Raw genomic sequence first — 26,203 nt, 5'->3', positions numbered from 1 at the left:
GCAGCACCGCATGCCATAACAAAACCGCCCCGGCCATTTACGGCCGGGGCGGTTTTGTTCTACGTTCGGTTCCGCGGGGGGTCAGTCCAGTCCGCGCAGGTCCAGGACCAGTTCGGATTCCCCGCCCGGGGTGATCACAACCGGGATACCCCAGTCCTGCTGGTACATGTGGCACGCAGCGTGGTCGGGGATCTCTCCGCCGGGCTCGCCGTCGCAGGCCGCCGCACGGGCAGTGATGTGCAGGACGCCTTCGGTAACCGTGTCGGAAAGGACGATGTCCCGGGTCAGCCCCGTGGCCGTGCCGCCGCCGGAGACGAGCAGCTCTTCCGGGGAGGCGGAGATCTTCAGCTGCGTGGGGTCACCCCAGCGGTCGTCGAGCTTCTGTCCCTTGGGAGCTGCGAAGCGGACGGTGAGGGCCATCGGGCCGGCCTCCACGGCGGTCTTGGGGCGCTGTGTCTGGCGGGCCCCCTCGTCCACGGACTGGGCTTCCTTGGGGATCGGCAGCCGGAGCAGCTGATGCCGGTTGGATTCCACCACAATAAGCAGGGGCTCCCCGGCACTGCTGTCCACCAGGACATCCGAGGGTTCGGAGAGGCCGCGGGCCAGGGTGGAGACGGTGCCGGTAGCCGGGTCGTAACGGCGCACCGCGCCGTTGTACGTGTCGGCGATGGCTACGGAACCATCGGGCAGCACTGCAACGCCCAGCGGGTGCTGCAGCCGGGCGGCAGCTGCCTCACCATCACGGAACCCGAAGTCGAACAGACCGGCACCAACCGCGGTTTCCACCGTGACCCCGGCGTCGCTGACCGTGAGACGGCGCAGGGCCGACGTTTCGGAATCAGCCACCCACAGGTTGCCGTCGGCGTCTTCGGCCAGCCCGGAGGACTGGGCAAACCAGGATTCAGCCGCCGCTCCGTCGAGCAGGCCCTCCAAGCCGGTGCCGGCGAGGACGCTGACCGCACCGGTGAGAGGATCGAACGCGAAGATCTGGTGGGTGCCGGCCATGGCGACCACCAGGCGCTGCAGCCGTGCGGACCACACAAGGTCCCACGGCGAGGAGAGTGAGACCTTCAGCGGGTCCGCGCCGAGCAGATCCGAAGCATCCGCCGGAGCACTGTCCGCGAGGCCGGGTACCGCGGGCTCAGCGGATTCGGCAGCTGAACCGGCCTTGGTCTGGTTCCCGGCATCGAGCAACCTTTGCACGCCGTTGCCGGCGAGGGTGGATACGGTGCCCGTTTCGAGGTTCACGCCGCGCAGGCGGTGGTTCACGGTGTCCGCGACAACGACGTCGTACCCGGCCTGTTCCGCCACTGCAGCGGGCAGCAGGGCCACACCCTGCGGTTCATTGAACTGTGCAGTACCGGCGTCGCCGTCGGCCCAGCCCTTGGTCCCGTCGCCGATGACCCGGCGGACGGTAGTGAGATCCGCCTCCAGTTCCACGAGGCGGTGGTGGCCGGTGTCTGCCACCAGGAAAGTGCCGCCCGGCAGTGCCGTGACCTTGCCGGGGAAGCGCAGGTCACCGGCAGTAGGCTCTGCAGGCACGTAGGGGCCGTCTCCGCGGTGCAGGGTGCCCTTGGCCTCGTGTTCCTCCACAAGCTCGGCTACAAGCGATTCCAGGCCCGCTGCGTGCCCTTCACCGGACAGGTGCGCCACGATGTAGCCCTCCGGGTCCAGCACCACGAGGGTGGGCCAGGCGCGGGCGGTATAGGCCTGCCAGGTGACCAGCTCGGGATCATCCAGCACCGGGTGGTGGATTTCGTAGCGTTCCACGGCCGCAGCCAGCGCTACCGGGTCAGCTTCATGCTCGAACTTGGGCGAATGCACGCCCACGGTGACCAGCACATCGGAGTACTTCTCTTCCAGGGGCCTCAGCTCGTCCAGCACGTGCAGGCAGTTGATGCAGCAGAAGGTCCAGAAATCCAGCAGCACGATCTTGCCGCGGAGATCTTCAAGGGTCAGCTGCCGGCCGCCGGTGTTCAGCCAGTTCCGGCCCTCAAGCTCAGAGGCCCGCACCCGGTATCCGGCGCGCACGGTTTCAGTCATTAACGATCTCCTTGGTCCGGGGTCCTGGCATCACGCTGCGCCAGGTTTGCAAACATGTTGTTGTAAGCAGCGAGGTCGGCATCATTATTCCGCTCCGCTGCGCGGTCCGAGCGGCGGGTCTCCCGCGCATCGGACTTGGACCACTGATACGCGACACCGATGGCGACGAAGAGGGTCGGGATTTCGCCGATCCCCCACATCAGGGAACCGCCCAGCTGCTGGTCCTCCAGCGCGGAGAGACCCCATTCCCGGCCCATATTGCCGAAGTAGGAGGCCTGGATCAGCGAGGTTCCTCCCATCACCGCCACACCGAAGAAGGCATGGAAGGCCATGGTGGCCAGCAGGATGACCAGGCGCAGCGGGTACGGTGCCCGGCTGGGCAGCGGATCAATCCCGATCATCGTCAGGATGAAGATGTAGCCCGTGAGCAGGAAGTGGACCACCATCAGTTCATGGCCCACGTGTTCCCGCAGGGCAAATCCGAACAGGTCCGAGTAGTAGAAGACCACAATTGATCCGGCGAAGTTCACGGCAGCGAAGATCGGATTGGTGATGATCTTCGAGTAGCGCGAATGCACGCCGATCAGGATCCATTCACGGATACCGCGGGTGCCGTCCGGCCGCGGAGGAAGAGCTTTGAGCGCAAGGGTTACGGGGGCGCCGAGCACCAGGAACAGGGGAACCACCATGGTCAGGGCCATGTGGCCGAGCATGTGGGTGCTGAACAGGACCATGCCGTATACCTGGGGTGCACCGCAGGTGATGTAGAACAGGGCCACCAGGCCAACGAGCCAGCAGATGGTCCTTAGCACCGGCCATTTGTCTCCGCGCCGGCGGACCTTGACCGCGCCGATCAGATAGGAGGTGGCGAGGGTGAGGATGATGGCCACCCAGAGCCAGTCCGGCCGCCACTCGGTCAGGTAGCGTTCGGGCGTCAGCTCGGGCGGAAGGTCGTAGCCGGTGAGGATCCGGGCCGGGGAGGCATCCGGGGGAAGCTCTTCCGAGCGCGGCGGCGCGGTGCGGCCCAGGGCCACGGCAACGCCGGAAACGGCGCCCATCACCGCCAGTTCCACGGCGATCAGCTGCCACAGCACGCGCTGGGCTGAAAGCTCACCCTTCGACCCGGGGACGGCGGCGGTGCCCGTCGCGGCTGCTGACGGCGTGCGCGCCGGGTTGGCGCCGGCAAGCCGGGGAATGATCCAGCGGCGGTGCATCAGCCCCAGGAGGCCCAGCAGGAGCGTCAGTGCGGCCTTGGTGATTACCAGTGCGCCCCATTCCGTGGCGAGCTGGTCCAAAGAGGTAATACGCAGGGAGGCATTAACGACACCGGAGAGGAAGACGAGCGCAAATGCAAAACCGGCCAGTGCGGAGAACCGGGTCAGGACTACCCCGGTAATGGATCCGAGCTGCCGGGAGATCACGGCCAGCACGATCATGCCGCCGATCCAGAGGCAGACGCCGAGCAGATGCAGACCGATGGAATTCACCGCCGCGCTGTGGTCATCACCGCCAGCCGAGTGCCCGATCAGGGCCGTGGGCAGGAGTGCGCCGGCGGCGAGGATACCGGTAAAGGCCAGCATGTTCAGGGACCGGACGCCGAAGGACAATGCGGTGACAACGGCCGCAATAATACTCACGGCCAGCCAGGCCCGCCCGGTGGCGAAGTCCGTCAGGAAGGACGCCAGACCGGATGTGTAGGTGGGGTCCCCGCTCAGCGGCAGCCCGGAGACGTCGGAGTAGGTGAACACCATGACTGCCAGCGCCGACAGGGTCCAGATGACAGCGGCCGCCGAGGTCAGTGTCAGAGTGCGCGTGAAGGCCGGATGTTCCGGTTCCGCCGATGCCGTCCGCTCCGTGGCGGACTTGCGGCTGCGTTTGTAGTTCAGGTTCTTGGGCAGGATGGCCACGGCGAACACCAGTGAGCCGATCACTGCGGCCATGGAGACGTTCTGCACCGCTTTGGCCACGGGCAGCGCCCAGCGTGTCAGTGCACCGGGATCGCCCAGCTGTGAGGCGCCTGCTGCGCCGGTGAAGAGCAACGCAGCCGCCAGGGCCATGAGAACCAGGGCCCCGGCCGCCGCCAGCCAGCCGTTGCGTACCGCTGGAACGGCGTTGCCGCTCCCGCTCGGGGCAGCGGATTTGTCCCGGCTTCCGGCGTTCGGGAGCAGCGAACTGCCTGCGGAGCGGTCGGTCTGGGTTTTGGCGGATTTTGGCACAGTACCTATTCTCTACCCGCTGTAAAAATAGGGCCAATCATTGTTGCCCCTCTCACGGTAAACGGGTGGGTCCGGTACCTGTCCCGGCCCCGGGACAGCGGAAGGGCCGGCATCGACGATGCCGGCCCTTCCGTTACTGCGGCATCCTGCCGCTGTGGTTACTACTTCTTGGAGACAGCAGCCTTCAGCTTGGAGCCGGCGGTCAGCTTGACGCTGTGGCCTGCCGGGATCTGAATGGTTTCGCCGGTCTGCGGGTTGCGGCCCGTGCGTGCGGCGCGGTCGGTGCGCTCAACTGCCAGCCAGCCCGGGATGGTGATCTTTTCGCCGTTTGCAACGGAGGTTGCGAAGATGTCGAAGACGGCATCCAGCACGCCGTTGACTGCGGTCTGGCTGTTGCCGGACTTTTCTGCAACTGCGGCAACAAGTTCACTGCGGTTCATAGCCAATTTATGTCCTCCTGGACTCTGGGATTACTCGTGCGGAAACGCGGATGCGAAACCGCCGCTGTTCGAAAACTTACCAGCTTGCACCCCCAACTCCTGCAAAAACCCCTGATTTTAGGGGATTTTTCGGGTTTTTAGGCTTGAAAACGCGCTTTTTCTGCCTTCCAGCGCATCGATCAGGCCGCCGGCGCCCAACGGCTCGCCGATCCGTACGGCGGCACGCCGTGCCCCGCCGCCGGGCCGGTCCGGCGGCGTTAAAGACAAAAGGACGGCTCCCGTTCAGGGAGCCGTCCTTTTTCAGCCGGTGATTACCAGCTGGACTTCTTGATACCCGGCAGTTCGCCTGCGTGGGCCATGTTGCGGAAACGCACGCGCGAGATACCGAACTTCTGGAGGGTACCGCGGGGGCGGCCGTCAATCTGGTCGCGGTTGCGAAGGCGGACCGGGGAAGCGTTGCGCGGGAGCTTCTGCAGGCCGAGGCGTGCAGCTTCGCGGGCTTCGTCGGTAGCGTTTTCGTCTACCAGGGTCTTCTTCAGTTCGAGGCGCTTTGCAGCGTAGCGCTCAACAACGACCTTGCGCTGCTCGTTGCGGGCAATCTTGGACTTCTTTGCCATTCTTAGCGCTCCTCACGGAATTCGACGTGCTGGCGGATCTTGGGATCGTACTTCTTCAGAACCATACGATCCGGATCGTTGCGACGGTTCTTGCGAGTTACGTAGGTGTAGCCGGTGCCCGCAGTGGACTTCAGCTTGATGATCGGACGTACGTCCTTATCTTTAGCCACTACAGCTTCACACCCTTCGCGATCAGGTCGGTAACAACAGCGTCGATGCCGCGGATGTCAATCGTCTTGATGCCGCGTGCAGAAACCTGCAGCGTCACGTTGCGGCGCAGGGACGGAACCCAGTAGCGCTTCTTCTGAATATTCGGGTCGAACCGACGCTTGTTGCGGCGGTGCGAGTGCGAAATGCTGTGACCAAAGCCGGGGATGGCTCCGGTTACCTGGCAGTAAGCTGCCATGATCTCTCCTCCAGTTGTAGTAAATATGACGGTCCTCAAAAAACAGACACAAGGCCAAAGCGCCTAAGCACCTGCCATAAAGAGCGTCCCGCCACCAGTTTTGACACCGTTATTACTGCGACTTTCCGGAGGTTGACCTGGCGGGGTGAGATCCAGCCGAAGTGCCTCGCCGCGGGGAAGACGGTGAAGTTCAGGCAGCCGAACGGGGAAACCCGGCTCGACAGCCTTCAATTCTAGGTTTATACGGGTGGCCACGCAAATGTTCAGCTGTCCGCACGGGGCAGGCAGATTAACACACGCATGACTTAACGCCTCTCTATCCTAGGGCCATCCGGCGTTTCGTTCAAACTCGCAGATACCCGGGTGCCGGCCGTCACGACGACGGCGGGTCCACCTTTGAATCCCGGGCCACCACTGCCACACCCTTCTCCGGATCTTCATGCGCGCCGTCCAGTTTCCGCCCTGCACCGATCACCGCCCCGGAATCCACCACCAGGTTGGCCAGCCGCGCGCCGGAACGCACCGTAACACCGTCCAGGAGCACGCAGGAATCCACCTCCGCCCCGGCCTCGACCACGGTCCCGGCGCTGAGGACGCTGCGGCGAACCGAACCGTCCACACGGGCTCCGGGGGCGAGCAGGCTCTCCCGCACCGCCGCGTCCCGGCCTATATAGGCCGGAAGCCGCCGCGGGCTGGCTGACAGGATAGGCCACTGCTCATCATCGAAGTCCAGCCCGTGGCCCTCAATCAGGTCCATGTGTGCCTGATGGTAGCTCTGCGGAGTACCCATGTCCCGCCAGTACCCCGGCAACCGGTGCTCCACCACCTTTGTGTTTTCCACGAGGTACGGGATGAGCTGGTCGCCGTAGTCCTCCAGCTGTCCGTCACGCTTCACCAGCTTCTCCAGTGAGTCCAGCAGGACATCGGCGCTGTACAGGAAGATTTCCGCAGCCACGAGATCGGTTGCCGGCTTTTCGGGTTTGTACTCGAATCCGGTGACGGCGCCGTCGTCGGACACTTCGACCACACCATGGTCGCCTGGATTGTGCTCAACCCGGGTGGTGACGACGGTCAGTGCCGCGCCGCTTTGCTGGTGGGTCTGCACCACATCCCGGAAGTCCAGGCGGTAGAGGTGGTCGGCACTGAGGACCAGCACCAGGTCGGGATCGAATTCCCGGATGTAGTCCACCTGCCGGTACAGGGCATCGGCGTTGCCCTGCGCGAAGCCTTCCCCCTCACCGCCCTGGAACGGAGGGAGCACACGCAGGCCGCCGTTGGTACGGTCCAGGTCCCACGGGCGGCCGCTGACCAATTGGTCATTCAGCGACTGCGGTTTGTACTGCTCCACGATCCAGACATCACCGAATCCGCTGTTATGCAGGTTGGAGAGGGAAATGTCGATGAGGTTGTAGGAGCCGGCAACCGGCATGGCCGGTTTGGCCCGGTGATCAGTCAGGCTGCCCAGGCGCCCGCCGGTGCCGCCGGCGAGGATTACGGCCAGGATTCGGGGAAAGCGCATGCTTTGGTGCCTCTCGTCGTGCCGTCTGCGATACCTACCACGCTAACAAGGACGGACACCGGAGCCGTAACCGCTAGGGTGCCTGGTCCGGGCCAAGGATGCCGTTCTCCGGGTCGATCCGGGCCAGGATCTTTTTCCCGACACGTTCCAGGTCCGCCACGTCAGCGGCAGTAAGGCCGTCGAAGACCGCATCCCTCACGGATGCCACGTGGTCCGGGGCCAGTTCCACCAGGGCGGCCATTCCCTCATCCGTCAGCGCCGCCGTGGTGACCCGGGCATCCTCCGGAGAGGGCGTTCGGGACATCCAGCCGCGTTGTTCAAGCTTTTTGACCACGTGTGAAAGCCGCGACAGGGAGGCATTGGACCGGGCTGCCAGTTCGCTCATGGGCAGGCTCCGCTCCTCCGCTTCGGAGACCATGGCCAGGACGTGGTAGTCGAAGAGAGTGATGCGCGCCCGGCGGAACAGGTCTGTATCCAGGACTGCGGGGAGCCGGCTGGACACCGCGTACAGCGCCAGCCAGGCCTGCCGTTCCTCTGCGCTTAGCCAGCGCGGTGCATTCTCAGTCATAACGGCCCTCGTCTCGATCAAAACTTTACGCTTCAATCATCTCAGGTCCGGGACCGTCATGGAACCAGGATCCGGGGGCCGGCAGCGCGCCTTAACCGACAGCGCCGCCGAACCATCCCTGGAGAGGAACGGTCCGGCGGCGCGTGCCGGATGCGGCCGGTAAGCGGCGGGAGCTTAGCGCTCGGCGGGCTCGGCGGGCTTGCTGCCCAGCGTGTCGAAGGGCAGCGAATCGACGTCGAGCAGCGGGTTCTCGTCCTGTCCCGCTACCAGCTCGCGGGCTTCGGCATTGCTGTCCACGCTGGGCATGGACCCGGGCATCGGGCGGTTCGCTGATTCCTTCATGATGCCCACGGCAATGGCGCCGGCGACGGAGGTGAACATCAGCCAGTAGGCGGGCATCATGTCATCACCGGTGAGCGTGATGAGCCCCTGCATGATCAGCGGCGCGGTGCCGCCGAAGATGGCAACGGCGAAGTTGTAGGAGATGCCCATGGCACCGTAGCGACTGGCCGTCGGGAAGAGGGCCGGCAGCGAGGACGCGAGGTTGGAGACATAGAAGGTCACCGGCACGGCCAGCAGCGCCAGCCCCAGCAGTGTGGTGGCGATGGGCCCCTGGTCAATCAGCACAAACGCCGGGATGGCCAGGACGATGGTGGATCCGGCACCCATCCAGAGCACCGGGCGGCGTCCGATACGGTCCGAGAGCCGGCCGGTCAGCGGGATGCACAGGGCCATCAGCACCAGGACGGGAATGGTCAGCAGCGTGCCGTGCAGCGGGTCGTAGCCCTTGGAGTCCGTCAGGTAGGAGGGCATGTAGGAGGTCAGGGCGTAGCCCACCGTGTTGGCCGCAGCCACCAGGACCATGGCCAGCACAATCGGGCGCCAGTAGGAGCGGAAGATGCCGAAGGTACCCAGTGCCTGGGCGTCTGCAGCGGAGCTGTTGCCCTCTTCCTGCGCGTCCAGGGTGGCCTGGAAGGCCGGTGATTCCTCGATCTTGAGACGGAAGTACACCGCAATAGCACCCAGCGGACCGGCAATCAGGAACGGGACCCGCCAGCCCCAGTCCAGCATGGCCTCTTCCGAGAGGCTCAGCTGCATGATGGACACAACACCGGCACCCAAGGCAAAGCCCATGTAGCTGCCAAGGTCCAGGATGCTGGCCAGGAAGCCACGGCGCTTGTCCGGCGCGTATTCGGTGACGAAGGTGGTGGCACCGGCGTACTCGCCGCCAGTGGAGAAGCCCTGGAGCATCTTCATCAGCACCAGAAGGACCGGCGCCCAGAAACCAATGGTGGCGTAGCCGGGCAGCAGGCCGATGGCGAACGTGGACGCGGACATCAGCAGCAGTGTGATGGCCAGTGTCTTCTGCCGGCCCACCCGGTCTCCCAGGCGTCCGAAGACCACTCCGCCAAGCGGACGGGCGAGGTAGGTCGAGGCGAAGACGCCAAGGCTGAAGAGCAGCTGCACGTCCTTGTCGGCGTCGGACATAAAGACGGCACCCATGGTGACGGCGAGGTAGCCGTAAACACCGACGTCGAACCATTCCATGGTGTTACCGACGACGGTGCCGCTGACGGCTTTTTTCAGCATGGATTTGTCTACAACATTTACGTCATCAACCTCGAGCCGGCGGCGGCGCCGGGACGGGAAGCGCGGCTTTTTCGCCGTTGTTGCAGACGGTGCGTCCGGGGCCTCGGAAATATGGGGTGGTGCATCTTTCGGCATGTCGGTCTTCCCTCAATTTGAAGTCAGCGGCTGTGAACAGAAGCAACCGCGCGGCGCACAGTTGTGCCGGGCAGACCTACAAGTTTAGAAAAATGCACTCCCCCTGCCGAATTGAAAGCCGGTTTTTAGCCCTTTTAGGTAGCCATCCACCCGGCCGCTTATCAGATAACACGCGGACTTATTTTTAATTCTGTGAGTTGGGGCACACCGGCCCGATCAGGCGGGCAAAGGAGGCTGAATCAGCTCCGGATAGCGCGGGCTCAGGTTGTCTCCGGAGGAGACGCCACGGAGGCGCCGGCTGACCCACGGGCCAAGATATTCGCGTGCCCACTGGGCATCCCGGCGCAGCTGTTCCACCCGGTTCCGTGAGCGCTGTTCCTCCAGTTCCGGAAGGTCAATGGCGTCGGTGCTGCGGAGCACTTCGAGGACCTTCTTGGCAGTCAGCATGTGGCCCGCCGGAGACATGTGCAGCCGGTCCACCGCCCAGTAGCGTTCGTCCTGCAGGATCTTCATCCGCCAGTAGTCCACCAGTACGGCGTCATTCTTATCCACGATTTCCCGGACCAGTTCGTTATAGAGGGCTGTCCGGCCCCGTGTCCGGCCGAAAACCGGCGACTGGCCGGAGTCGAATCCGGTGAAAACAAGGACCGCCGCGCCGCTGGAGCGCAGCTTGGCAATTCCCCCGTCGTAGGCATCAACTATTGCGTCGATATCCACCTTGGGGCGCAGGATGTCATTCCCGCCGGCATACACGGTGACGAGGGTGGGTGACAGGGCGATCGCGGCGTCCACCTGCTCATTCAGGACCTGGTGCAGTTTCTTGCCGCGGATTGCCAGGTTGGCGTAGCCCCACGAATCATCGGCGAGCACCAGCTGCTCGGCCACGCGGTCCGCCCAGCCGCGCACGCCGTTGGGACGGGACTCGTCCTCGTCCCCCACGCCTTCCGTAAACGAATCCCCCAGGGCCACATATCGCTGCGTAAAAGTCACCACCACAGCGTACAAGCAACCAGCCGGGGACAGGGCCGGGGCCGGCACAGCGCCTCAGTCCGTTGCGCCGGATCCCCGGTTAGACTCAGAGCCGGTACTAGTTCGCCTGCTTACGATAAGGACCCCATGACCAGCCAAGAGACCCCGGCCCGCCAGCGCGCCGCTGTCATTGTGAATCCAATCAAGAAAACGGATTTTGACGTGCGCGTGCGGGTGGCTGAAATCTGCGCGGATGAAGGCTGGGACGAGCCGCTGTTCTTCGAAACCGAGGAAGACGATCCCGGGCATTCGATGGCACGGAAGGCCATGGAGGCCGGCGTTGACCTGGTGATCGCTGCCGGCGGTGACGGCACCGTGCGGTGCGTTGCGGCGGAACTGGCCGGCACCTCGTTCGCGATGGGCCTGCTGCCGCTGGGCACGGGCAACCTGCTGGCGCGGAACCTGGACATCGGCGTGGATGACCCTGAGCAGGCTGTCCGCGCCGCCCTGAACGGAACCGAGCGGCGCATCGACGTCGTCCGTGTGACCGTGGATGAGTCGGTGGACAGCGACACCTTCCTGGTTATGGCCGGACTGGGGTACGACGCCGGCATGATGGCGGACACCCGGGACGTGCTGAAGGACAAGATCGGCTGGCTGGCCTACGTTGACGCCGGGATCCGCAACCTGCCCGGCAAGCCCGTGAAAACCACCATCTCAATTGACGGCGGCAAACCCATCCACCGCCGGCTCCGCAGCGTGATGGGCGGGAACTGCGGCAAGATCACCGGCGGTTTGGAGATTTTCCCCGGCGCGAAACTGGATGACGGGCTGCTGGACATCCTGACCCTGGCCCCCAAAGGCAAACTGGGCTGGCTGGGCGTGATCTCGGGCCTGCTCCGCCGCGGGAAGGGAAGCAGCACATCGGTGGAGTACTACCAGTGCAAACGTGCCGAGGTCTGGACAGAGTCTCCGCTGGACTTTGAAATGGACGGCGACCATCTGGGGACGGCCACCCACATTCTCTTCGAGACGGACGCCGGCGCCCTGCGCATCCGCATGCCGCACGGCAAGAAGGACCCGGCGGTGCTGACTAATCCGGAACCCTGACGGGCCGGCTACAGCCAGCCCATCGGATCTTCGTAGTCCCCGTGCCGCAGCACTTCAAAGTGCAGGTGCGGGCCGGTTGAGTTACCGGTGCTGCCTACACCTCCTACCACCGCGCCGGCGTCAAGGTTCTGCCCCACGGAGACATCGATGCTGTTCAGGTGGTTATAGGTGGTCTGCAGCCCGTCACCGTGATCAACCACCACACGCAGTCCCCCGCCGCCGGTGGTGTGCCAGCCGGCTTCAACCACCGTCCCGCCGAGCATGGACTTCACCGGGGTCCCGGTGACCGCACCGAAGTCCGTGCCGGTATGGAACTCCATGTAGCCGGGTGCCAGCGGATTGATGCGGTCACCAAACGGGGAAGTAACCACCATGTCATCCACCGGGGCCACCGGGCCCGGCTCTGCAGGGGCGGCAGGCTCGGGGGCGGGAGCGTCATTGACGGGAGGTTCGGCTGCGGGTTCAGCGGGAGGGGCAGCAGCCGCGCCTTCGCCGGCCTCGCGCCCGGCATCGGTGTCCAGTGCGGTCACCATAGCCTGGCGTTCAAGCTTTAGCTCCGGCTCTGCGGTGGCCGCGGTACCGGCAACCACCCCGGACAGGGCGACGGCGGCGGCCACCCCCAGCGCACCGGTGCGGCGGTTGGGCGTGTCATGATCCTGAAGCCAGGCCCGGGTCCTGCCCCGCAGCGCCTTGGCGCGGACACGCAGCTGCTCGGCATCAGCGGCAAAGTCACGGGGTTTCCGCAGTGCGGCGTGCTCGCCCGGCGGACGCCGCTCCAGCAGGTCGGCAGCCCGGTTCCGGAGGTTTTGAACCGTGCGCAGCATCATCCGGGAGGAAACGGTTTCATATGCTCGTGCGGGTTCCAAAAAGTGCTCGGTCAACAATCACCTCAGTGTGAGTATTGGTCAAGGACTCTTTTGTCCCCGGACTCCTGTGTCGGGGACCGGTGGGAGCCGCCCTAATTCCCGCAGGCGGCACCACTTCCATGGTAGGAAATCCACAATGGCTGTGTCCGCCTTTTGTGGCCAATCCCAAACTCCCGGGTGACCTGCTGCGTTTCCTCCTGTGGCCGCCCTCTCACAGCCTTCCTTTACGCGCCTCCGCAAACAGCAGATACCCGAGATAGGCGCTGCCCAGCGCAGCGGTGAAGATTCCGACCGGCAGCGACGCCGCACCGAATTCAATGTGCTGGACGGCGAAGTCCGAGAGGGTCAGCACCAGTGCGCCCACCAGCGCCGGAGCCACGACACCGGGAGCAGACGTCCGCAGCAGCCGCAGGGCAATCTGCGGCGCCACCAGTGCCACGAAGGCCACCGGCCCGCAGACGCTGACAGCCGTCGCTGCCAGCACCACGGCCAGAATCACCGCCAGGGTTCGGGTCCGGTCCACCCGGACACCGAGGGACTCGGCCAGCTCATCCCCCATGGCGACGAGGTTCAGCCGCCTTTGCAGCGCGGCCGCCAGGGGCAGCACCACCAGCAGCGCAAGGCCAATGTTCGCCGCGTGGGACCAGGACCGGGAGGCCAGCGACCCGTTGAGGTAGAACGCCAGTGTCTGGGCCTGCTGTTCACCCAGCGTTGTCATGGCCAGCGAGGTCAGGGCTGAGGCCACGGCTGAGATACCGATGCCTGCGACGATCATCCGTCCGGGCCGGGCGAACCCGCGGCCGGTGCTGAGCCAGACCAGCGCCACGGCCAGGCCGCCGCCAAGGATGGCAGCAACGGGAACGGGCACGTATCCGGGCCACAGGGCGGTGGCCGCTGCCCCGGCGGCAGCCCCGCTGGTCAGGCCCACTACTTCCGGGCTGCCCAACGGATTCCGGGTCACCGTCTGGAAGAGTGATCCGGCCACCCCCAGTGCCATGCCGGCGCCAACGGCGGTCAGGAACCGGGGTCCGCGCAGGCGTTCAAGGACAAAGGCAGCACTCCCCTCCGGTGGGGAGACGGCCAGGGCAAACAGTTCCTGCCAGTCCAGGCCCAGCTGGCCGGCGGTGAGCGTAAACGCACCTACCAGGGCAACGGCAGCGGCCAGGAGGATGGAAAGGACCAGGCTGCGCCTGCGGTACCTGAAGCTCAGCTTCCGTCCCCATCGGAGCGTGGATACCGCCGGCGGGTTCCGGACCGGGCTCATGCGACTGCCCGCATCCGGCGCACGGCCAGGATCAGCAGGGGTGCACCCAGCAGAGCGGTCACCACGCCGGTGAGCACTTCGCCGGGCCGGGCGACGAGGCGTCCCAGGACATCGGCGAATAGCAGTAGGGACGGCCCGGCCAGGAGGCTGAGGATCAGCAGCCAGCGGTGGTCCGGACCGGTAAGGCTGCGCACAATGTGCGGCACCGCGAGTCCTACGAAACCTATGGGCCCGACGGCGGCAGTGGCCGAGGCGCACAGCAGCGTGGCCGCCAGGGCCCCGGTGATCTTGGCTGCCTGCGGGCGTACGCCCAGCGAGGCGGCAGCCTGCTCGCCCAGTGCCAGGGCATTCAGGGACCGGCCGGTGGCCAGCGCTGCCACCAGGCCCACCAGGAAGAACGGAAGAATGTCCCGGGCCTGTTCCAAGGTGCGGCCGCTCAGGGAACCCACCGCCCAGAACCGGTAGAGGGAGAAGACGTCCGGGCGGGTAAGGGCGATGGCCTGGATATAGGACATCAGCACTGCGGACATCACGGTTCCGGCCAGCACCAGCCGTACCGGTGAGGAACCGCGCCGGCCCGAGGCCAATCCGTACACCACCAGGACGGTAAGGACTGCGCCGGGCAGGGCAATCCACACGTTGGCGCCGGTGGCTCCCACGCCGAAGAAGGCCATACCGGTGACCACGGCGGCTGCTGCGCCGGCGTTGATGCCCAGGATGCCCGGGTCGGCCAGCGGATTGCGGGTCAGCCCCTGCATGATCACCCCGGCAAGAGCCAGGGCGGCCCCTGCCATGATGCCGAGGACGGTGCGGGGAATCCGGCTGGCAACGACGTCGTCGGCGTAGGAGCTGCCCGTGCCGTTGAGCTCCGCCCAGAGGGAGGCTGCCACTTCGGCGGGTCCCAGCTGGTGGGCACCTACCGCAAGGCTCGTTAGCACTGCTGCTGCCAGCAGTGCTGTTCCGGCAGCGAGCAGCACTGTCCCGCGGGCAGGGCCCACGGGACCGCGCGGGGTAATACGCCCGGCGGCCGGTGCACCTGCACCGGCCGCCGCCGGGTCCGCGGTTTCCGCCGGAACCTGCAAGGGGGTGGAACTAACCGACCTTGGCAACTGCTTCTTCAATCATCGGCTCGAACCGATCAAGGACCCACGGAACACTCAGCGGGGTGAGGAAGCTGGAGGCCATTCCCACCTGGCGGTCCAGGTTGCGAACCACGGAGCCGCGCTCGACGGCGGGAATCTGGGCGAAGAGTCGCTGCTCCTCGGTGCGCTGCTGCTCGGCTTCGTCGTTGTACCAGGTGAACAGCACATCAACGTCGTTGAGCTTTCCTGCGTTCTCCAGGCCGAGTTCCGACGTGAAGCTTCCTTCGGAGGAGGGAATGTCCTTCACCTCCGGTGCCACTGTCATTCCCAGTGCAGTGAGCAGGTCAACCCGTGCGTCACCCTCGTTGTAGAGCACCAGGGATCCCGGGGCGCCGCCGCCCCAGACGTAGGCGAAGCTCTTGCCGGCAAAGTCAGGGTGCTCGGCGGCACTGTCCGCCAGGGACTGTTCGATGCCTGCCACCGCTTCCTTTGCGGCGTCCGGCTCGCCCAGGGCCTTGCCGATCACGGTGATCTGGTCATCCCAGTCAATGTTCCAGGCCTTCTCCGGGTAAGCCACGGTGGGTGCCAGGTCATTGAGGATGTCGAAGTCCTCCTGCGTGATACCGGAGTTCGGGGCCAGGATCAGGTCCGGTTCCAGCGCCACAATGGCATCAATGTCAATGTCGGTGCCGCCGGTGAAGGTGGCCGGAAGGTCATCGCCGCGCTCCTGGATGGCTTCCGTGACCCAGGGGTAGTTCCCGTGTTCATCGTTGCCCCAGCTGACTTCCTCCACGCCCACGGGGGTGGTGCCCAGCGCGACGGCGGTGTCCGCGGAGCCCCAGCCGATGGTTACTACCCGTTCCGGCTTGGCTTCGATGACGGCCTCGCCCAGCGCGGAGTCAACGGTTACCGGGAACTGGCCGGACGCCTGGCCGGAGTCCTCCTGCGCCGTATCCCCGGCTGCGTCGGCACCGCAGCCGCTCAATGCCAGCAGGAGAGCGGGAACCGCCAGCAGAGCGGCGGCTTTCGGGGCACGTTGCATGAATTTTTCCTCTCAGAAGTCCGGCCCGCCGAGCGGCGGGCCGGTAATAAAACACAAAACGGTGGAAGCGGAAGGCGGCACGGAACGGGCGTTCCGCTGACGCGGCTAGGACTCGGCGCGTCCCTTGCGCCAGTAGCCCATAAAGGCCACCTGCTTGCGGTCGATGCCGACATCGCGGACCAGATAGCGGCGCAGTCCGCGGACCACGGCTGCTTCACCGGCAATCCAGGCGTAGAACGGCAGGGCGCCGGAAGGGGTCCCCGGGTTAGGTGAAGCCTGCACTGCGGCCTGGTCCAGTCGCTGCGGGGTTTCCCAAAGGATGGTTTCATCCACGTTGATTTCCTCGGGCTCGGTCAGCGTCCGGGTCCTGAACGGGAGGCCGTCCGCCGTTTCCACCGAGGCCCAGCCGGGCAGCGCCACGGACTGCCGTACAGCGGCGTCCAGCAGTTCCCCGTGCGGGCGGGAGCCGCGGGCCAGCCAGATGATCTGCACCCCGGAGGCGGTGGTAACGGGCTGCCGGTCCGCTGAGGAGGGAATCTCCATCAGGGCGTGGCCGGTGACGTCTGCGGGAAGGGATTCCAGAATGGAGGTAATCGCGGGGACGGCCGTTTCATCACCTGCCAGCAGCACGTGCCGGGCCATGCCGGGACGCCATTCGATGCCGCCATAGGATTCTGCCGTCACGCAGTGGGCACTGTTGGGGCCGATGATGCAGACCCGGTCTCCGGGCTGTGCGGCAGCGGCCCAGCTCGACGCCGGCCCGCCGTTGCCCTCGTCGTCGAAATGGAGCACGAAGTCCACGTCGATCTCCGGTTCCGGTCCCGAGCAGCGGGCGCCGCGCACGGTATAGGTACGCATGCAGCCGCGGGTGGCCGGGTCCAGCTTGAGCCAGTCCTGGTACCAGCCCGCTTCCAGGGTGGAGAGGTCCGGCAACGGCAGGGACGTGCCGTCGTCGTCCACACAGGGCACAATCACCTTGATCCGCAGATCGTGGGGGTCGCCCTGGACACCGAACTCGGCCAGCCTGTCGCCCGCAAACGTAATCCGCCGGAAGTTGGTGCCCAGCTGCACCGTCCGCTTGACCTCCACGTCAAAGGACATAACGGCCCCGGCTGCCTTGGCACGCCTGGGCCGGGCCGGGGTACTGACGGCAGCAGCTGTTGCCCCGTTGGCGGACGCGTGGCTCATGATGCTGCCTCCATGGATTCGTTGATGCTTGAACGGTGGTCACCGGGGTTGGGCAGGTATCCCTGCCTGACATCCGGTTCCGCTTCCGGCACGGTGCTGTGGTGGCGGCCCAGCGGGACCACCATTGGCGTTCCGGAGACCGGATCCGGGATGACCCGGGAAGCCAGGCCGAAGACGTCGCGGACCAGGTCCTCGGTCACGACGTCGGCAGGGGTGCCCTCTGCGGCGATCCGCCCGTCCTTCATGGCCACCAAATGGTCCGCATAGCGGGCGGCCAGGTTCAGGTCATGCAACACAATGGCCACGGTGGTGCCGGAGCGCCGGTTCAGGTCGGTGATCAGGTCCAGCACCTCGATCTGGTGCGTCACGTCCAGGAACGTTGTGGGTTCGTCCAGCAGCAGGATGTCCGTTTCCTGTGCCAGTGCCATGGCAATCCAGACCCGCTGGCGCTGGCCGCCGGACAGCTCGTCCACGTTCCGCGACGCCAGCTGCTCGGTCTGTGTGGCGGCCAGGGCGGCGGCGACGGCGGTGTCATCCTCCGGTGTCCACTGCCGGAACCAGCCCTGGTGGGGATAGCGCCCGCGCCCCACCAGGTCCGCCACGGTGATGCCTTCGGGTGCGGTGGGGGTCTGCGGCAACAGGCCCAGAGTGCGGGCGACCTGACGGCTGGGCAGGCTGTGGATGTCCTTGCCGTTGAGGTAGACGGTACCGCCGGTGGGCTTCAGCAGCCGGGCAAGCCCGCGCAGCAGGGTGGACTTGCCGCAGGCATTGGCCCCCACGATGATGGTGATCTTTCCCGCGGGCAGCTCCAGCGAGAGTGATTCCACCACCTTGCGCTCGTCATAGCCGAGCTCCAGTTTCTGTGCGGAAAGCAGGTTCTCCATGTCAGCCTCCTTGGCCTACGCGGTTGGACGTGACCAGCAGCCACAGAAGGAAAGGTGCGCCCAGAGCGCCGGTGACCACGCCTACGGGCAGGGTGACCCCGGGGATGAGGTTGGCGCCGGCAAAATCGGCGGCGAGTACGATGCAGGCGCCCACCAGCCCTGCGGTCAGCAGGGTGGTTTCCCCGCGCATCAGCCGGCGGGCGATGGGTCCGGACAGGAACGCCACAAAGGCCACCGGCCCGGCAGCGGCCGTAGCGACGGCGGCCAGCGCCACGGCCACGATGATCAGTGCCAGCCGCGCTGTTTCGACCCGGATGCCCAGGCCGGCGGCGGCGTCGTCGCCCAGTTCCAGGCCGCGCAGGCTGCGCGCAAGCAGGGCCGCAGCGGGCAGCAGCACCAGCAGGGAGCCGGCAAGCACTGCTGCACGGTCCCAGCTGCTGTTGTTCAGGGAACCGTTCAGCCAGACCAGTGCCTCGGAGGCGGTACGGATATCGGTGCGGGTGAGCAGGAAGCTGACCAGTGCCTGCATCACGGCGGCGAAGCCGATGCCCACCAGGATCAGCCGGTACCCGGCCACTCCCCCGCGGCGTGCCAGCAGGTAGATGGCCAGGGCCACTGCCAGTGCCCCGACCAGCGCTACGGCGGACACGGTGGTCCCGGCAGCACCGAACAGCACAATGGCGGCAACGGCGCTGGCGCTGGCTCCGTAGCTGATGCCGATCACGTCGGGACTGGCCAGCGGGTTGCGCAGCAGGGTCTGGAAAACGGCTCCGGCAATTCCGAAACCCACCCCAATGAGGGTGCCGATGACTGCCCGCGGGAGCTTGCTCTCCATCAGGATGTACGTGGCGCCGGGGATCTGCTCGCCGAAGAGGATGCGGAAGAAATCCGGGATGGTGAACGTGTAAGTGCCGAGCAGGACGTAGACCGCGAAGAGGACCAGCACGGCAGCGCCCAGCAGCGACGGGACCAGGACACGGTGCCTGCGGGCGTGCTTGCGGGCGGCGCGGACGGCCTCGGCGGCGCCGGCGGGTGCGGTCCGCACGGCGCGGGTTTCGGCAGCAGTGTTCGTTTCGGCAGCGGTGTTCACAGTTCGGCCAGCTTCCGACGGCGGACCAGCCAGATGAAGACGGGGGCGCCGATGACGGCAGTAGTGATGCCTACCGGGATCTCCCCCGGCGGCAGCAGGACCCGTCCGATGACGTCCGCGATGACAAGCAGGGCGGGGGCGAGGAGCATGGAAAAGGGCAGGATCCAGCGGTAGTCGGGACCGGTGAAGCTGCGCACCACATGGGGAATGACCAGGCCAACGAAGGCAATGGGACCGGCGGCGGCGGTGGCGGCACCGCACAGCAGCACCACGCCCAGGGCAGTGATGCCGCGGCTGAGCCCCACGCGCTGTCCCAGCCCGCGCGCGACGTCGTCGCCCAGGCTCAGCCCGTTGAGGGCACGTCCGGAGAGCAGCGCAATCAGGGCGCCTGCGGCCAGGAAGGGCAGCACGGCGAGGATGGTGTCCCAGTCACGGCCGGAAACGCTGCCCACCCGCCAGAACCGGAAGGTATCCAGCGTCTGCTGGCTGGAGACCAGCACGGCGCTGAGCATGGACATCAGTCCGGCGCTCAGCGCGGCTCCGGCCAGGGCCAGCTTCACCGGGGTGGCGCCCTCGCGTCCAATGCTGGCCACCATGTACACCACGACGGCGGCAAGGGCGGCGCCGGCAAGGGCAAACCAGATGTAACCGGTGAGGTTGGTAATGCCGAAGATGTAGATGCCGAGCACCACGGCAAAGGCCGCTCCGGCATTAACGCCAAGGATGCCGGGATCAGCCAGCGGATTGCGGGCCACGCCCTGCATCGCGGCACCCGCGAGGCCCAGGGCTGCGCCGGTTACCAGGCCCAGGACGGTGCGGGGTACCCGGGACATCACCACGGCGTGGTCGCCGTTCGCGGGGTCGAAGGCGGTGAAGGCGTCCCACACCGTGCCGGGGGCTATCGGGCGGGCGCCGACGGCCACGGATGCGGCGCAGGCCAGCACCAGAACGGCGACCGTGAGAAGCAGCAGCATCATGCGGGTGCCGGGGCGCTTTCGCCCTGCGGGGGCGGGACGTCCCTCTGCTGCCCGGGTCTGTCCGGGTGCGCCGGAGGGAACGCCGGCGGGGCGTGCGGCAACGCTCACGTAGGCACCTCCCCGGGCAGTAGCAATGCGATTTGCTTAAGTAAGGCTAGCCTATGCTCAGGGTGTTTAAGAAACGTTTATGTTGCGTATTAGGACCCGGCGCGGATTCCTTTTCCGGCCGGGCCCTTCCGCCCGGCCCGCCCTAGTTTCCGCCGGCCCCGTGCCCGGGGGTCACGCGCTCGGATTCACGTACCGGTCCCGGCGCTGTTCCGTTCCCAAACGGCCTTCCGCCAAGGGCCTCCCGGCCGTGTTCCGAAAGCCAGTTGGAGGTATCCGGGCCCTTGGGGATGATGCCGGTGGGATTGATGTCCTCGTGCACCACGTAGTAATGCGCCTTGATCTGCTCGAAGTCCACGGTGTCACCGAAGCCGGGGGTCTGGAACAGGTCCCGGGCGTAGCCCCACAGAGCCGGCATTTCGGTGAGCTTGTTCCGGTTGCATTTGAAGTGGCCGTGGTAAACCGGGTCGAAGCGCACCAGCGTGGTGAAGAGCCGGACGTCAGCCTCGGTAATGGTGTCCCCGATGAGGTAGCGCTGCGTTGAGAGCCTGTCCTCCAGCCAGTCCATGGCAGTCCACAGCCGGTCATACGCGGCGTCGTAGGCTTCCTGCGATCCGGCGAACCCGCACCGGTACACGCCGTTGTTCACCTCGGTGAAGATCCGCTTGTTCACCGCCTCCATTTCCTCCATGTGCTCGGCAGGCAGCAGGTCCGGCGCACCCTCGCGGTGGAAGTCCTTCCACTCGGTGGAGAAGTCCAGGGTGATCTGGGGAAAGTTGTTGGTAACCACCGCGCCGGTGGGAACATCCACTATCGCGGGGACGGTAATGCCGCGCTGATAGTCGGGGACGCGCTTGAAAAAGGCTTCCTGCAGGCGTTCGATGCCCAGCACCGGGTCCTTGCCGTCCGGGTCCAGGTCGAAGGTCCAGCTGCGCGCGTCATGGGTGGGGCCGGGCAGCCCCAGGGAAATCGCGTCCTCGAGTCCCAGCAGCCGGCGGACAATGATGGTCCGGTTGGCCCACGGGCAGGCCCGCGCTGCGACCAGCCGGTAGCGGCCGGCTTCCACCGGATAGCCGTCCCGGCCGTCGCGGGTGATCCGGGTTTCTATGTAGTTGGTATCCCGGGTGTATTCGGTTCCGCCGGTAACGTAGGCACCCTTGGTGCTGTGGGAAGTCATGGCAATCAGACTACGCGCCCTGCCCCTCCCCTGCAGGCCTCTGCGTCCCTGAGGCTGCCGCAAACCGGAGGCACCGGTAGAGTCGGTTTCAACGCCGGCAGCAGTGCAACGGAAGGACCTTCACCATGCGAGTAGCCGTAATTGGAGCGACCGGGAATGTCGGGACTGCGGTGCTGCGCCGGCTGGCGGATGCCCGCCGGGAACGCGGCGGGGATTTGGAAGTCGTGGGCATTGCCCGCCGCATCCCCGACAAGCAGCAGCCGCCCTACAACGACGTCGAGTGGCACAGCATCGACATTGGCGACCGGGGGAACACGGCCGCCCTGACCGAAGCACTAAACGGTGCCGATGCAGTAATCCACCTGGCCTGGCTGATCCAGCCCAACCGCGACGAGGCCGAGCTGCACCGGGTCAACGTCGGGGGAACGGAAAACGCCCTCGCCGCAGCTGCCTCAGCCGGGGTACGCCAGTTTGTCTGCGCCTCCTCGGTGGGTGCCTACAGTCCCGCCCCCAAGGACCGGCTTACTGACGAGTCCTGGCCGGCCCGCGGCATTGCCAGCTCCCACTACAGCAGGCACAAGGGTGAACAGGAGGCCCTGCTGGACCGGTTTGAAACGGAGTATCCGGAGATTCCCGTGGCCCGCCTGCGGCCCGGGCTGATCTTCTCCTCGGATGCCGGCAGCGAAATCGGCGATTACTTCCTTGGCCGCCTGGTCCCGAAGTTCTTCCTGAACAGGCTTTCACTGCCGCTGATACCGCTGCCCTCCTCCTTTATCTTCCAGGCCGTGCATGCCGACGATATTGCCGATGCGTACTGGCGGGTGGTGGACCGGCGGGCCGAGGGAGCGTTTAACATTGCCGCGGATCCGATCATCACACCGGACCTGCTCGCCGGCGTGCTCGGTGCAAAGCGGATCCTGGACGTGCCGGTGAAGTTCATCCGCGCCGTCGTCGGCCTTACCTGGGCGGCCGGCCTGCAGGCCACCGATCCCGGCTGGGTGGACATGGCGGCCGGAGCGCCAGTGATGGACACTTCACGGGCCCGCGAAGTGCTGGGCTGGGAACCGCGCTGGACCTCGCTGGAATCCCTGCAGTTTGTCCTGAACGGGATGAGCGGGGGCGACGGCGTGGCCGGCTCGCCGCTGCTGGCCCCCCGCAACCGGCAGCGCTAGCCGGCAGCTGCCGGTCCGGGAAGGGTCAGACGGCTTCCCGGATCGCTGCTTCCTCGAGTCCGGCCGGCTCTTCCGGGCCGTCCTGCTCCCCAGCGCCGCCCTGCTCCCCTGCGCCGTCCTGCTCCCCTGCGCCGTCCGCAGCCGATGCCACGGCCAGCCCGAGGTCCTCTTCGAGCAGCTTTGCGTTGACCACCACGGCCAGCCGGTAGGCGTCTCCGGCTGCGGCGACCACCTGGGCCGAGGGGTCGGTGGCATTGCCGACGGCCCACACCCGCTCCTGGCTGGTGCGGCCGAGTTCGTCAGTAACTATGCAGCCGTCCCCATCGAGCTCAAGGTGTTCCGTCAGGCCCGGCTCGAGCTCAGCCTCGGGTTCAAGGAACAGCGCCTCGCAGGGGACCGTACGGCCGTCCGCAAGCACCAGTCCGGCCAGGGCGCCGCCTTCCGTTGCCAGACCGGCAACCTCTCCGCGAAGTGTCCGGATGCCCATGGCGGCAAGCCCGCCCGCGTCCTCCTCCCCCAGCTCAATGTCCCCGGGCAGCACCAGTGTCACGTCCTCGGAGAAGGTACGTACCAGCTGGGCCTGCTGGATGGATGTCCGGGCAGTGCCCAGTACGGCCAGCACCTTGCCCGCCACCTCGTACCCGTGGCAGTAGGGGCACTGCAGCACGTCCACTCCCCAGCGCCCATCAAGACCGTCAACGTCCGGCAGGACGTCGCGCAGCCCGGTGGCCAGAATCAGCTGCCGCCCGCGGAAGCTGCGTCCATCTGCGGTCCGCACCGCAGCCGGGGGTTCCAGGCCGGTGACGGTTGCGTCCACCAGATCGACGCCGTAGCCGGCCACCTCCGCCCGTGCCAGCTCCAGCAGTTCAGCCGGAGGAACCCCGTCCCGGGTCGGAAAGCCGTGGACGTGGCCGGCCGGCGCGTTGCGCGGGCTGCCCGCATCGATAACCAGCACGCGGCGGAGAGCACGGGCGAGGACCAGCGCGGCGGTGAGGCCCGCCATGCCTCCGCCGATAATAACGACGTCGTACTCTTCGGAGAGGGTTTGCGAAGTTGCCATAGGAAATTTTTACCGGACGCGGACGCGATCATCAGCATTCTTAGTAAATTCTTTACACTTTCCTTCATGGGAGAAATTACGCAGGAGAAGCCTGCATCCAAACTCAAGCAGGGCATCACCGGCCCCATGCTGTATCTGTTCATCCTTGGCGACGTTCTCGGCGCAGGCATCTATGCACTGGTGGGAGAGGTCTCTGGCGAAGTGGGGGGCGCCATCTGGGTGCCGCTCGTTGTTGCGCTGGTCCTCGCGCTGCTCACCGCGGCATCCTACGCGGAACTTGTGAGCAAGTATCCGCGCGCCGGAGGCGCGGCTGTTTTTGCCGAACGGGCGTTCAAGGTGCCGGCTATTTCCTTTCTGGTGGGCTTCGCGATGCTGGCCGCCGGAGTCACCAGCGCAGCCGGACTGGCACTGGCTTTCACCGGGGACTATCTGGCGCCCTTCCTGGATGTGCCGGCCGTTCCGGCCGCCATCGTGTTCCTGCTGCTGGTGGCTCTGTTGAACGCCCGCGGCATTTCCGAATCAGTGCGCAGCAATGTCGTGATGACCATCATCGAGGTCTCCGGGCTGGTCCTGGTGATTGTGCTGGTGGGCCTGATGCTGGGCAAGGGTGAGGGCTACACCGAGCAGATCACGCAGTTCCCCGCCGGCGTGAATCCGGGTACCGCCGTCCTGGCCGCTTCGGTGATTGCCTATTACTCATTTGTGGGATTCGAAGTGTCCGCCAATATCGCCGAGGAGGTTCGTGATGTCCGCCGGGTCTACCCGAAGGCCATCTTCGGCGCCATGCTTACCGCGGGCCTGGTCTACGTCCTGATTGGGCTGGCCGCGTCCGTGGCTCTGCCCACGGAAGACCTGGCCGGATCCTCCGGGCCGCTCCTTGATGTAGTCAGCGCCACCGGATTCGGTATCCCGGACTGGACCTTCAGCCTGATCGCGCTGGTGGCAGTGGCCAACGGTGCCCTGCTGACCATGATCATGTCCTCCCGCCTGACCTACGGAATGTCCGAGCAGGGGCTCCTGCCCAGTGTGTTCGGCAAGGTCCTGCCCAACCGCAGGACCCCGTGGGTGGCCATCGCCGCCACGACAGTGGTGGCCATGATCCTGACCACCACCGGCGGCCTGGCGTCCCTGGCCGAAACGGTGGTCCTGTTGCTGCTGTTCGTTTTCCTGAGCACCAACATTGCCGTGATTGTGCTGCGCAGGGACAAGGTGGAGGAAAAGCACTTCCGCACCCCCATTGTGGTTCCTTACCTCGCCATCGCCTCCTGCATCCTGCTGCTTACCCAGCAGGACGCCGCCGTCTGGCTGCGGGCCGGGATCCTGATGGCCATCGGCCTGGTGCTGTTCGCCGCCCGCCGGCTGACCAAGGGCAAGACCTTGGGCTCAAAACGCCCCGGAGCCAAGGAAGCCAAGGGGAAGGAATCCGCGGCGCAGCAGTAAGCCCCGCACATCGAGAAGGCACGACTTACCGTTTTCGAGCCGGAAAACGGTAAGTCGTGCCCTCTCGTTTGGCAGACCTGCACTTTGTGCCTTTTCGATTGAGGCCAGGCGCCCCCGCACCATGGAGAACGCCCCGGACCGCGTGGTCCGGGGCGTTCCCTATGCGTGGTTACTCATGCAGGTCGTCGTCGTAGTCCTTGCCGGCGTGCTCCTGGCGCAGCTTCCGGCCCTCCGCGATATCCTCTTCCTCCTGCTCCTGCCGCTTCTCCGTCTGGCGGGTGTCGCGCGGGGGCAGCTGCACGGATTCCTCGGCCTGGATCCCGGCCTGCAGTTCGCGGCCGCGCTCCACCTCGGCGTCGAACTCGGCACCGAAGAGCAGGGACAGGTTGGCCAGCCAAATCCACAGCAACAGGACAATCACGCCGCCGATGGCTCCGTAGGTAGCGTTGTAGTTGCCGAAGTTGCCGACGTAGAAGCTGAACCCGAGGGTGGCCACGGCCAGGATCAACAGTGCGATCAGCGACCCCATGCTCATCCAGCGGAACTTGGGCTGCTTCACGTTCGGCGTGGCGTAGTAAAGGATGGCGATGATCAGCACGGCGAAAAGCACCATGACCGGCCACTTGGCAATGTTCCAGACGGTCACGGCCTGGCTTCCCAGTCCGATCACGTTGCCGATCGCTTCGGCGATCGGACCGCTGATCACCAGCATCAGCAGCAGCGCCGCTGCCAGCAGGATCATGACCAGGGTGACCAGCAGCTGCGTGGGAAGCAGCTTCCAGATGGGCCGGCCCTCGTCGATTTCGTAGATGCGGTTCATGGACCGGCCGAACGCCTTCACATAGCCGGAGGCAGACCACAGGGCACCGAGAATACCGACAATCAGGGCGAGCCCGGCACCACTGGATGAGGTCAGCTGCTCAATCGGGCCCTGGATCACCTTCACGGCATCCTCCGGGGCGAACTGCCGCAGCAGGTCCAGCATCGCGTTGGTGGTGGCTTCGGCCTGCACCACCAGGCCCAGGATGGACACCATGGCCAGCAGGGCCGGGAAGATCGCCAGGACCGTGTAGTACGTCAGGGCCGCGGCCAGGTCGGTGCACTGATCCTTGGAGAATTCCCTGATGGTCTTCTTCAGGGTGTATTTCCAAGTGGGCTTGGAGACCTCGGTGGGATTGTCCGGTTTGCTCGCATGGTCCGGACTGGGAGCTGTCTCGGCCTTGCTGTTGCTGTCCTGCGCCAC

The 26,203-nt window shown here is 65.9% G+C and carries 24 protein-coding genes; 3 read left to right on the top strand and 21 right to left on the bottom strand.

Features of this window, described 5'->3' with window-relative positions:
• Positions 1-81 precede the first annotated feature (81 nt).
• The 10 genes from AC5RVB_RS04980 to AC5RVB_RS04935 form a co-directional block, all read right to left on the bottom strand.
• Positions 82-2,043, bottom strand: coding sequence for an NHL domain-containing thioredoxin family protein (locus tag AC5RVB_RS04980; RefSeq protein WP_290244037.1), 1,962 nt, complete (start codon positions 2,041-2,043; stop codon positions 82-84).
• A complete protein-coding gene (locus tag AC5RVB_RS04975) occupies positions 2,043-4,100 on the bottom strand; it encodes a bifunctional copper resistance protein CopD/cytochrome c oxidase assembly protein (protein WP_494142150.1) in 2,058 nt (685 codons plus the stop codon). Before AC5RVB_RS04975 ends, AC5RVB_RS04980 begins: the two co-directional genes overlap by 1 nt.
• 320 nt (positions 4,101-4,420) lie before the next feature.
• Positions 4,421-4,705: an HU family DNA-binding protein gene (locus AC5RVB_RS04970; RefSeq protein ID WP_269436319.1), complete on the bottom strand. Its 285-nt coding sequence runs from the start codon at positions 4,703-4,705 to the stop codon at positions 4,421-4,423.
• Positions 4,706-5,010: 305 nt separating this feature from the next.
• Positions 5,011-5,316, bottom strand: a complete 306-nt coding sequence (gene rpsN, locus AC5RVB_RS04965; RefSeq protein WP_227902692.1) for a 30S ribosomal protein S14 — start codon at positions 5,314-5,316, stop codon at positions 5,011-5,013.
• 2 nt (positions 5,317-5,318) lie between these two features.
• The gene (gene rpmG, locus AC5RVB_RS04960) at positions 5,319-5,486 is read right to left on the bottom strand and encodes a 50S ribosomal protein L33 (protein ID WP_013602737.1); all 168 of its coding nucleotides are present in this window, start codon (positions 5,484-5,486) and stop codon (positions 5,319-5,321) included.
• A complete protein-coding gene (rpmB, locus tag AC5RVB_RS04955; RefSeq protein ID WP_146360594.1) occupies positions 5,486-5,722 on the bottom strand; it encodes a 50S ribosomal protein L28 in 237 nt (78 codons plus the stop codon). The genes rpmG and rpmB overlap by 1 nt, the downstream gene beginning before the upstream one ends.
• 373 nt (positions 5,723-6,095) lie before the next feature.
• Positions 6,096-7,241, bottom strand: coding sequence for a glucose-1-phosphate adenylyltransferase family protein (locus tag AC5RVB_RS04950; RefSeq protein ID WP_494142123.1), 1,146 nt, complete (start codon positions 7,239-7,241; stop codon positions 6,096-6,098).
• Positions 7,242-7,314: 73 nt separating this feature from the next.
• On the bottom strand, positions 7,315-7,809 hold the full coding sequence (locus tag AC5RVB_RS04945) for a MarR family winged helix-turn-helix transcriptional regulator (RefSeq protein ID WP_494142122.1): 495 nt from the start codon (positions 7,807-7,809) through the stop codon (positions 7,315-7,317).
• A gap of 174 nt (positions 7,810-7,983) precedes the next feature.
• A complete protein-coding gene (locus AC5RVB_RS04940) occupies positions 7,984-9,534 on the bottom strand; it encodes an MFS transporter (RefSeq protein ID WP_494142121.1) in 1,551 nt (516 codons plus the stop codon).
• Positions 9,535-9,750: 216 nt separating this feature from the next.
• Complete coding sequence (locus tag AC5RVB_RS04935; RefSeq protein ID WP_494142120.1) at positions 9,751-10,524, bottom strand: SGNH/GDSL hydrolase family protein; 774 nt, start codon at positions 10,522-10,524, stop codon at positions 9,751-9,753.
• Between the two features lie 126 nt (positions 10,525-10,650).
• Here AC5RVB_RS04935 and AC5RVB_RS04930 point away from each other — a divergent pair, with 126 nt between their 5' ends.
• The gene (locus AC5RVB_RS04930) at positions 10,651-11,613 is read left to right on the top strand and encodes a diacylglycerol/lipid kinase family protein (RefSeq protein WP_227902700.1); all 963 of its coding nucleotides are present in this window, start codon (positions 10,651-10,653) and stop codon (positions 11,611-11,613) included.
• A gap of 8 nt (positions 11,614-11,621) precedes the next feature.
• Here AC5RVB_RS04930 and AC5RVB_RS04925 read toward each other — a convergent pair whose 3' ends face one another.
• The 9 genes from AC5RVB_RS04925 to AC5RVB_RS04885 all read right to left on the bottom strand — a co-directional run bounded on the left by AC5RVB_RS04925 (position 11,622) and on the right by AC5RVB_RS04885 (position 21,288).
• Entirely contained in the window at positions 11,622-12,494 is an 873-nt protein-coding gene (locus tag AC5RVB_RS04925; protein WP_494142119.1) for a M23 family metallopeptidase, read from the bottom strand.
• A gap of 196 nt (positions 12,495-12,690) precedes the next feature.
• A complete protein-coding gene (locus tag AC5RVB_RS04920; protein WP_494142118.1) occupies positions 12,691-13,743 on the bottom strand; it encodes a FecCD family ABC transporter permease in 1,053 nt (350 codons plus the stop codon).
• The gene (locus AC5RVB_RS04915) at positions 13,740-14,825 is read right to left on the bottom strand and encodes a FecCD family ABC transporter permease (RefSeq protein WP_227928496.1); all 1,086 of its coding nucleotides are present in this window, start codon (positions 14,823-14,825) and stop codon (positions 13,740-13,742) included. The genes AC5RVB_RS04920 and AC5RVB_RS04915 overlap by 4 nt, the downstream gene beginning before the upstream one ends.
• 10 nt (positions 14,826-14,835) lie before the next feature.
• Entirely contained in the window at positions 14,836-15,867 is a 1,032-nt protein-coding gene (locus AC5RVB_RS04910) for an iron-siderophore ABC transporter substrate-binding protein (protein WP_227928494.1), read from the bottom strand.
• A 105-nt stretch (positions 15,868-15,972) separates the two neighbouring features.
• On the bottom strand, positions 15,973-17,055 hold the full coding sequence (locus tag AC5RVB_RS04905; protein WP_494142117.1) for a siderophore-interacting protein: 1,083 nt from the start codon (positions 17,053-17,055) through the stop codon (positions 15,973-15,975).
• The gene (locus AC5RVB_RS04900) at positions 17,052-17,939 is read right to left on the bottom strand and encodes an ABC transporter ATP-binding protein (protein ID WP_494142116.1); all 888 of its coding nucleotides are present in this window, start codon (positions 17,937-17,939) and stop codon (positions 17,052-17,054) included. Before AC5RVB_RS04900 ends, AC5RVB_RS04905 begins: the two co-directional genes overlap by 4 nt.
• A gap of 1 nt (position 17,940) precedes the next feature.
• Positions 17,941-19,029 (bottom strand): FecCD family ABC transporter permease, encoded by a 1,089-nt coding sequence (locus AC5RVB_RS04895; protein WP_494142115.1) that lies wholly within the window; start codon positions 19,027-19,029, stop codon positions 17,941-17,943.
• Entirely contained in the window at positions 19,026-20,114 is a 1,089-nt protein-coding gene (locus AC5RVB_RS04890) for a FecCD family ABC transporter permease (protein ID WP_494142114.1), read from the bottom strand. Before AC5RVB_RS04890 ends, AC5RVB_RS04895 begins: the two co-directional genes overlap by 4 nt.
• A 142-nt stretch (positions 20,115-20,256) precedes the next feature.
• On the bottom strand, positions 20,257-21,288 hold the full coding sequence (locus tag AC5RVB_RS04885) for a glutathione S-transferase family protein (RefSeq protein ID WP_290244009.1): 1,032 nt from the start codon (positions 21,286-21,288) through the stop codon (positions 20,257-20,259).
• 125 nt (positions 21,289-21,413) lie between these two features.
• Here AC5RVB_RS04885 and AC5RVB_RS04880 point away from each other — a divergent pair, with 125 nt between their 5' ends.
• A complete protein-coding gene (locus tag AC5RVB_RS04880) occupies positions 21,414-22,460 on the top strand; it encodes an NAD-dependent epimerase/dehydratase family protein (protein WP_494142113.1) in 1,047 nt (348 codons plus the stop codon).
• Between the two features lie 25 nt (positions 22,461-22,485).
• Here AC5RVB_RS04880 and AC5RVB_RS04875 read toward each other — a convergent pair whose 3' ends face one another.
• Positions 22,486-23,520 carry an NAD(P)/FAD-dependent oxidoreductase gene (locus AC5RVB_RS04875; RefSeq protein ID WP_494142112.1) on the bottom strand — a complete coding sequence of 345 codons (1,035 nt, stop codon included), beginning with the start codon at positions 23,518-23,520 and terminating at the stop codon, positions 22,486-22,488.
• 66 nt (positions 23,521-23,586) lie between these two features.
• On the opposite strand from AC5RVB_RS04875, the gene AC5RVB_RS04870 reads away from it, so the two are divergent.
• Positions 23,587-24,960, top strand: coding sequence for an APC family permease (locus AC5RVB_RS04870; protein ID WP_494142111.1), 1,374 nt, complete (start codon positions 23,587-23,589; stop codon positions 24,958-24,960).
• Between the two features lie 169 nt (positions 24,961-25,129).
• Here AC5RVB_RS04870 and AC5RVB_RS04865 read toward each other — a convergent pair whose 3' ends face one another.
• A complete protein-coding gene (locus AC5RVB_RS04865) occupies positions 25,130-26,203 on the bottom strand; it encodes a YihY/virulence factor BrkB family protein (protein WP_494142110.1) in 1,074 nt (357 codons plus the stop codon).

The organism is Arthrobacter sp. Y3225209, assembly GCF_059090685.1.
This window is presented reverse-complemented; position numbering and strand designations above follow the sequence as displayed.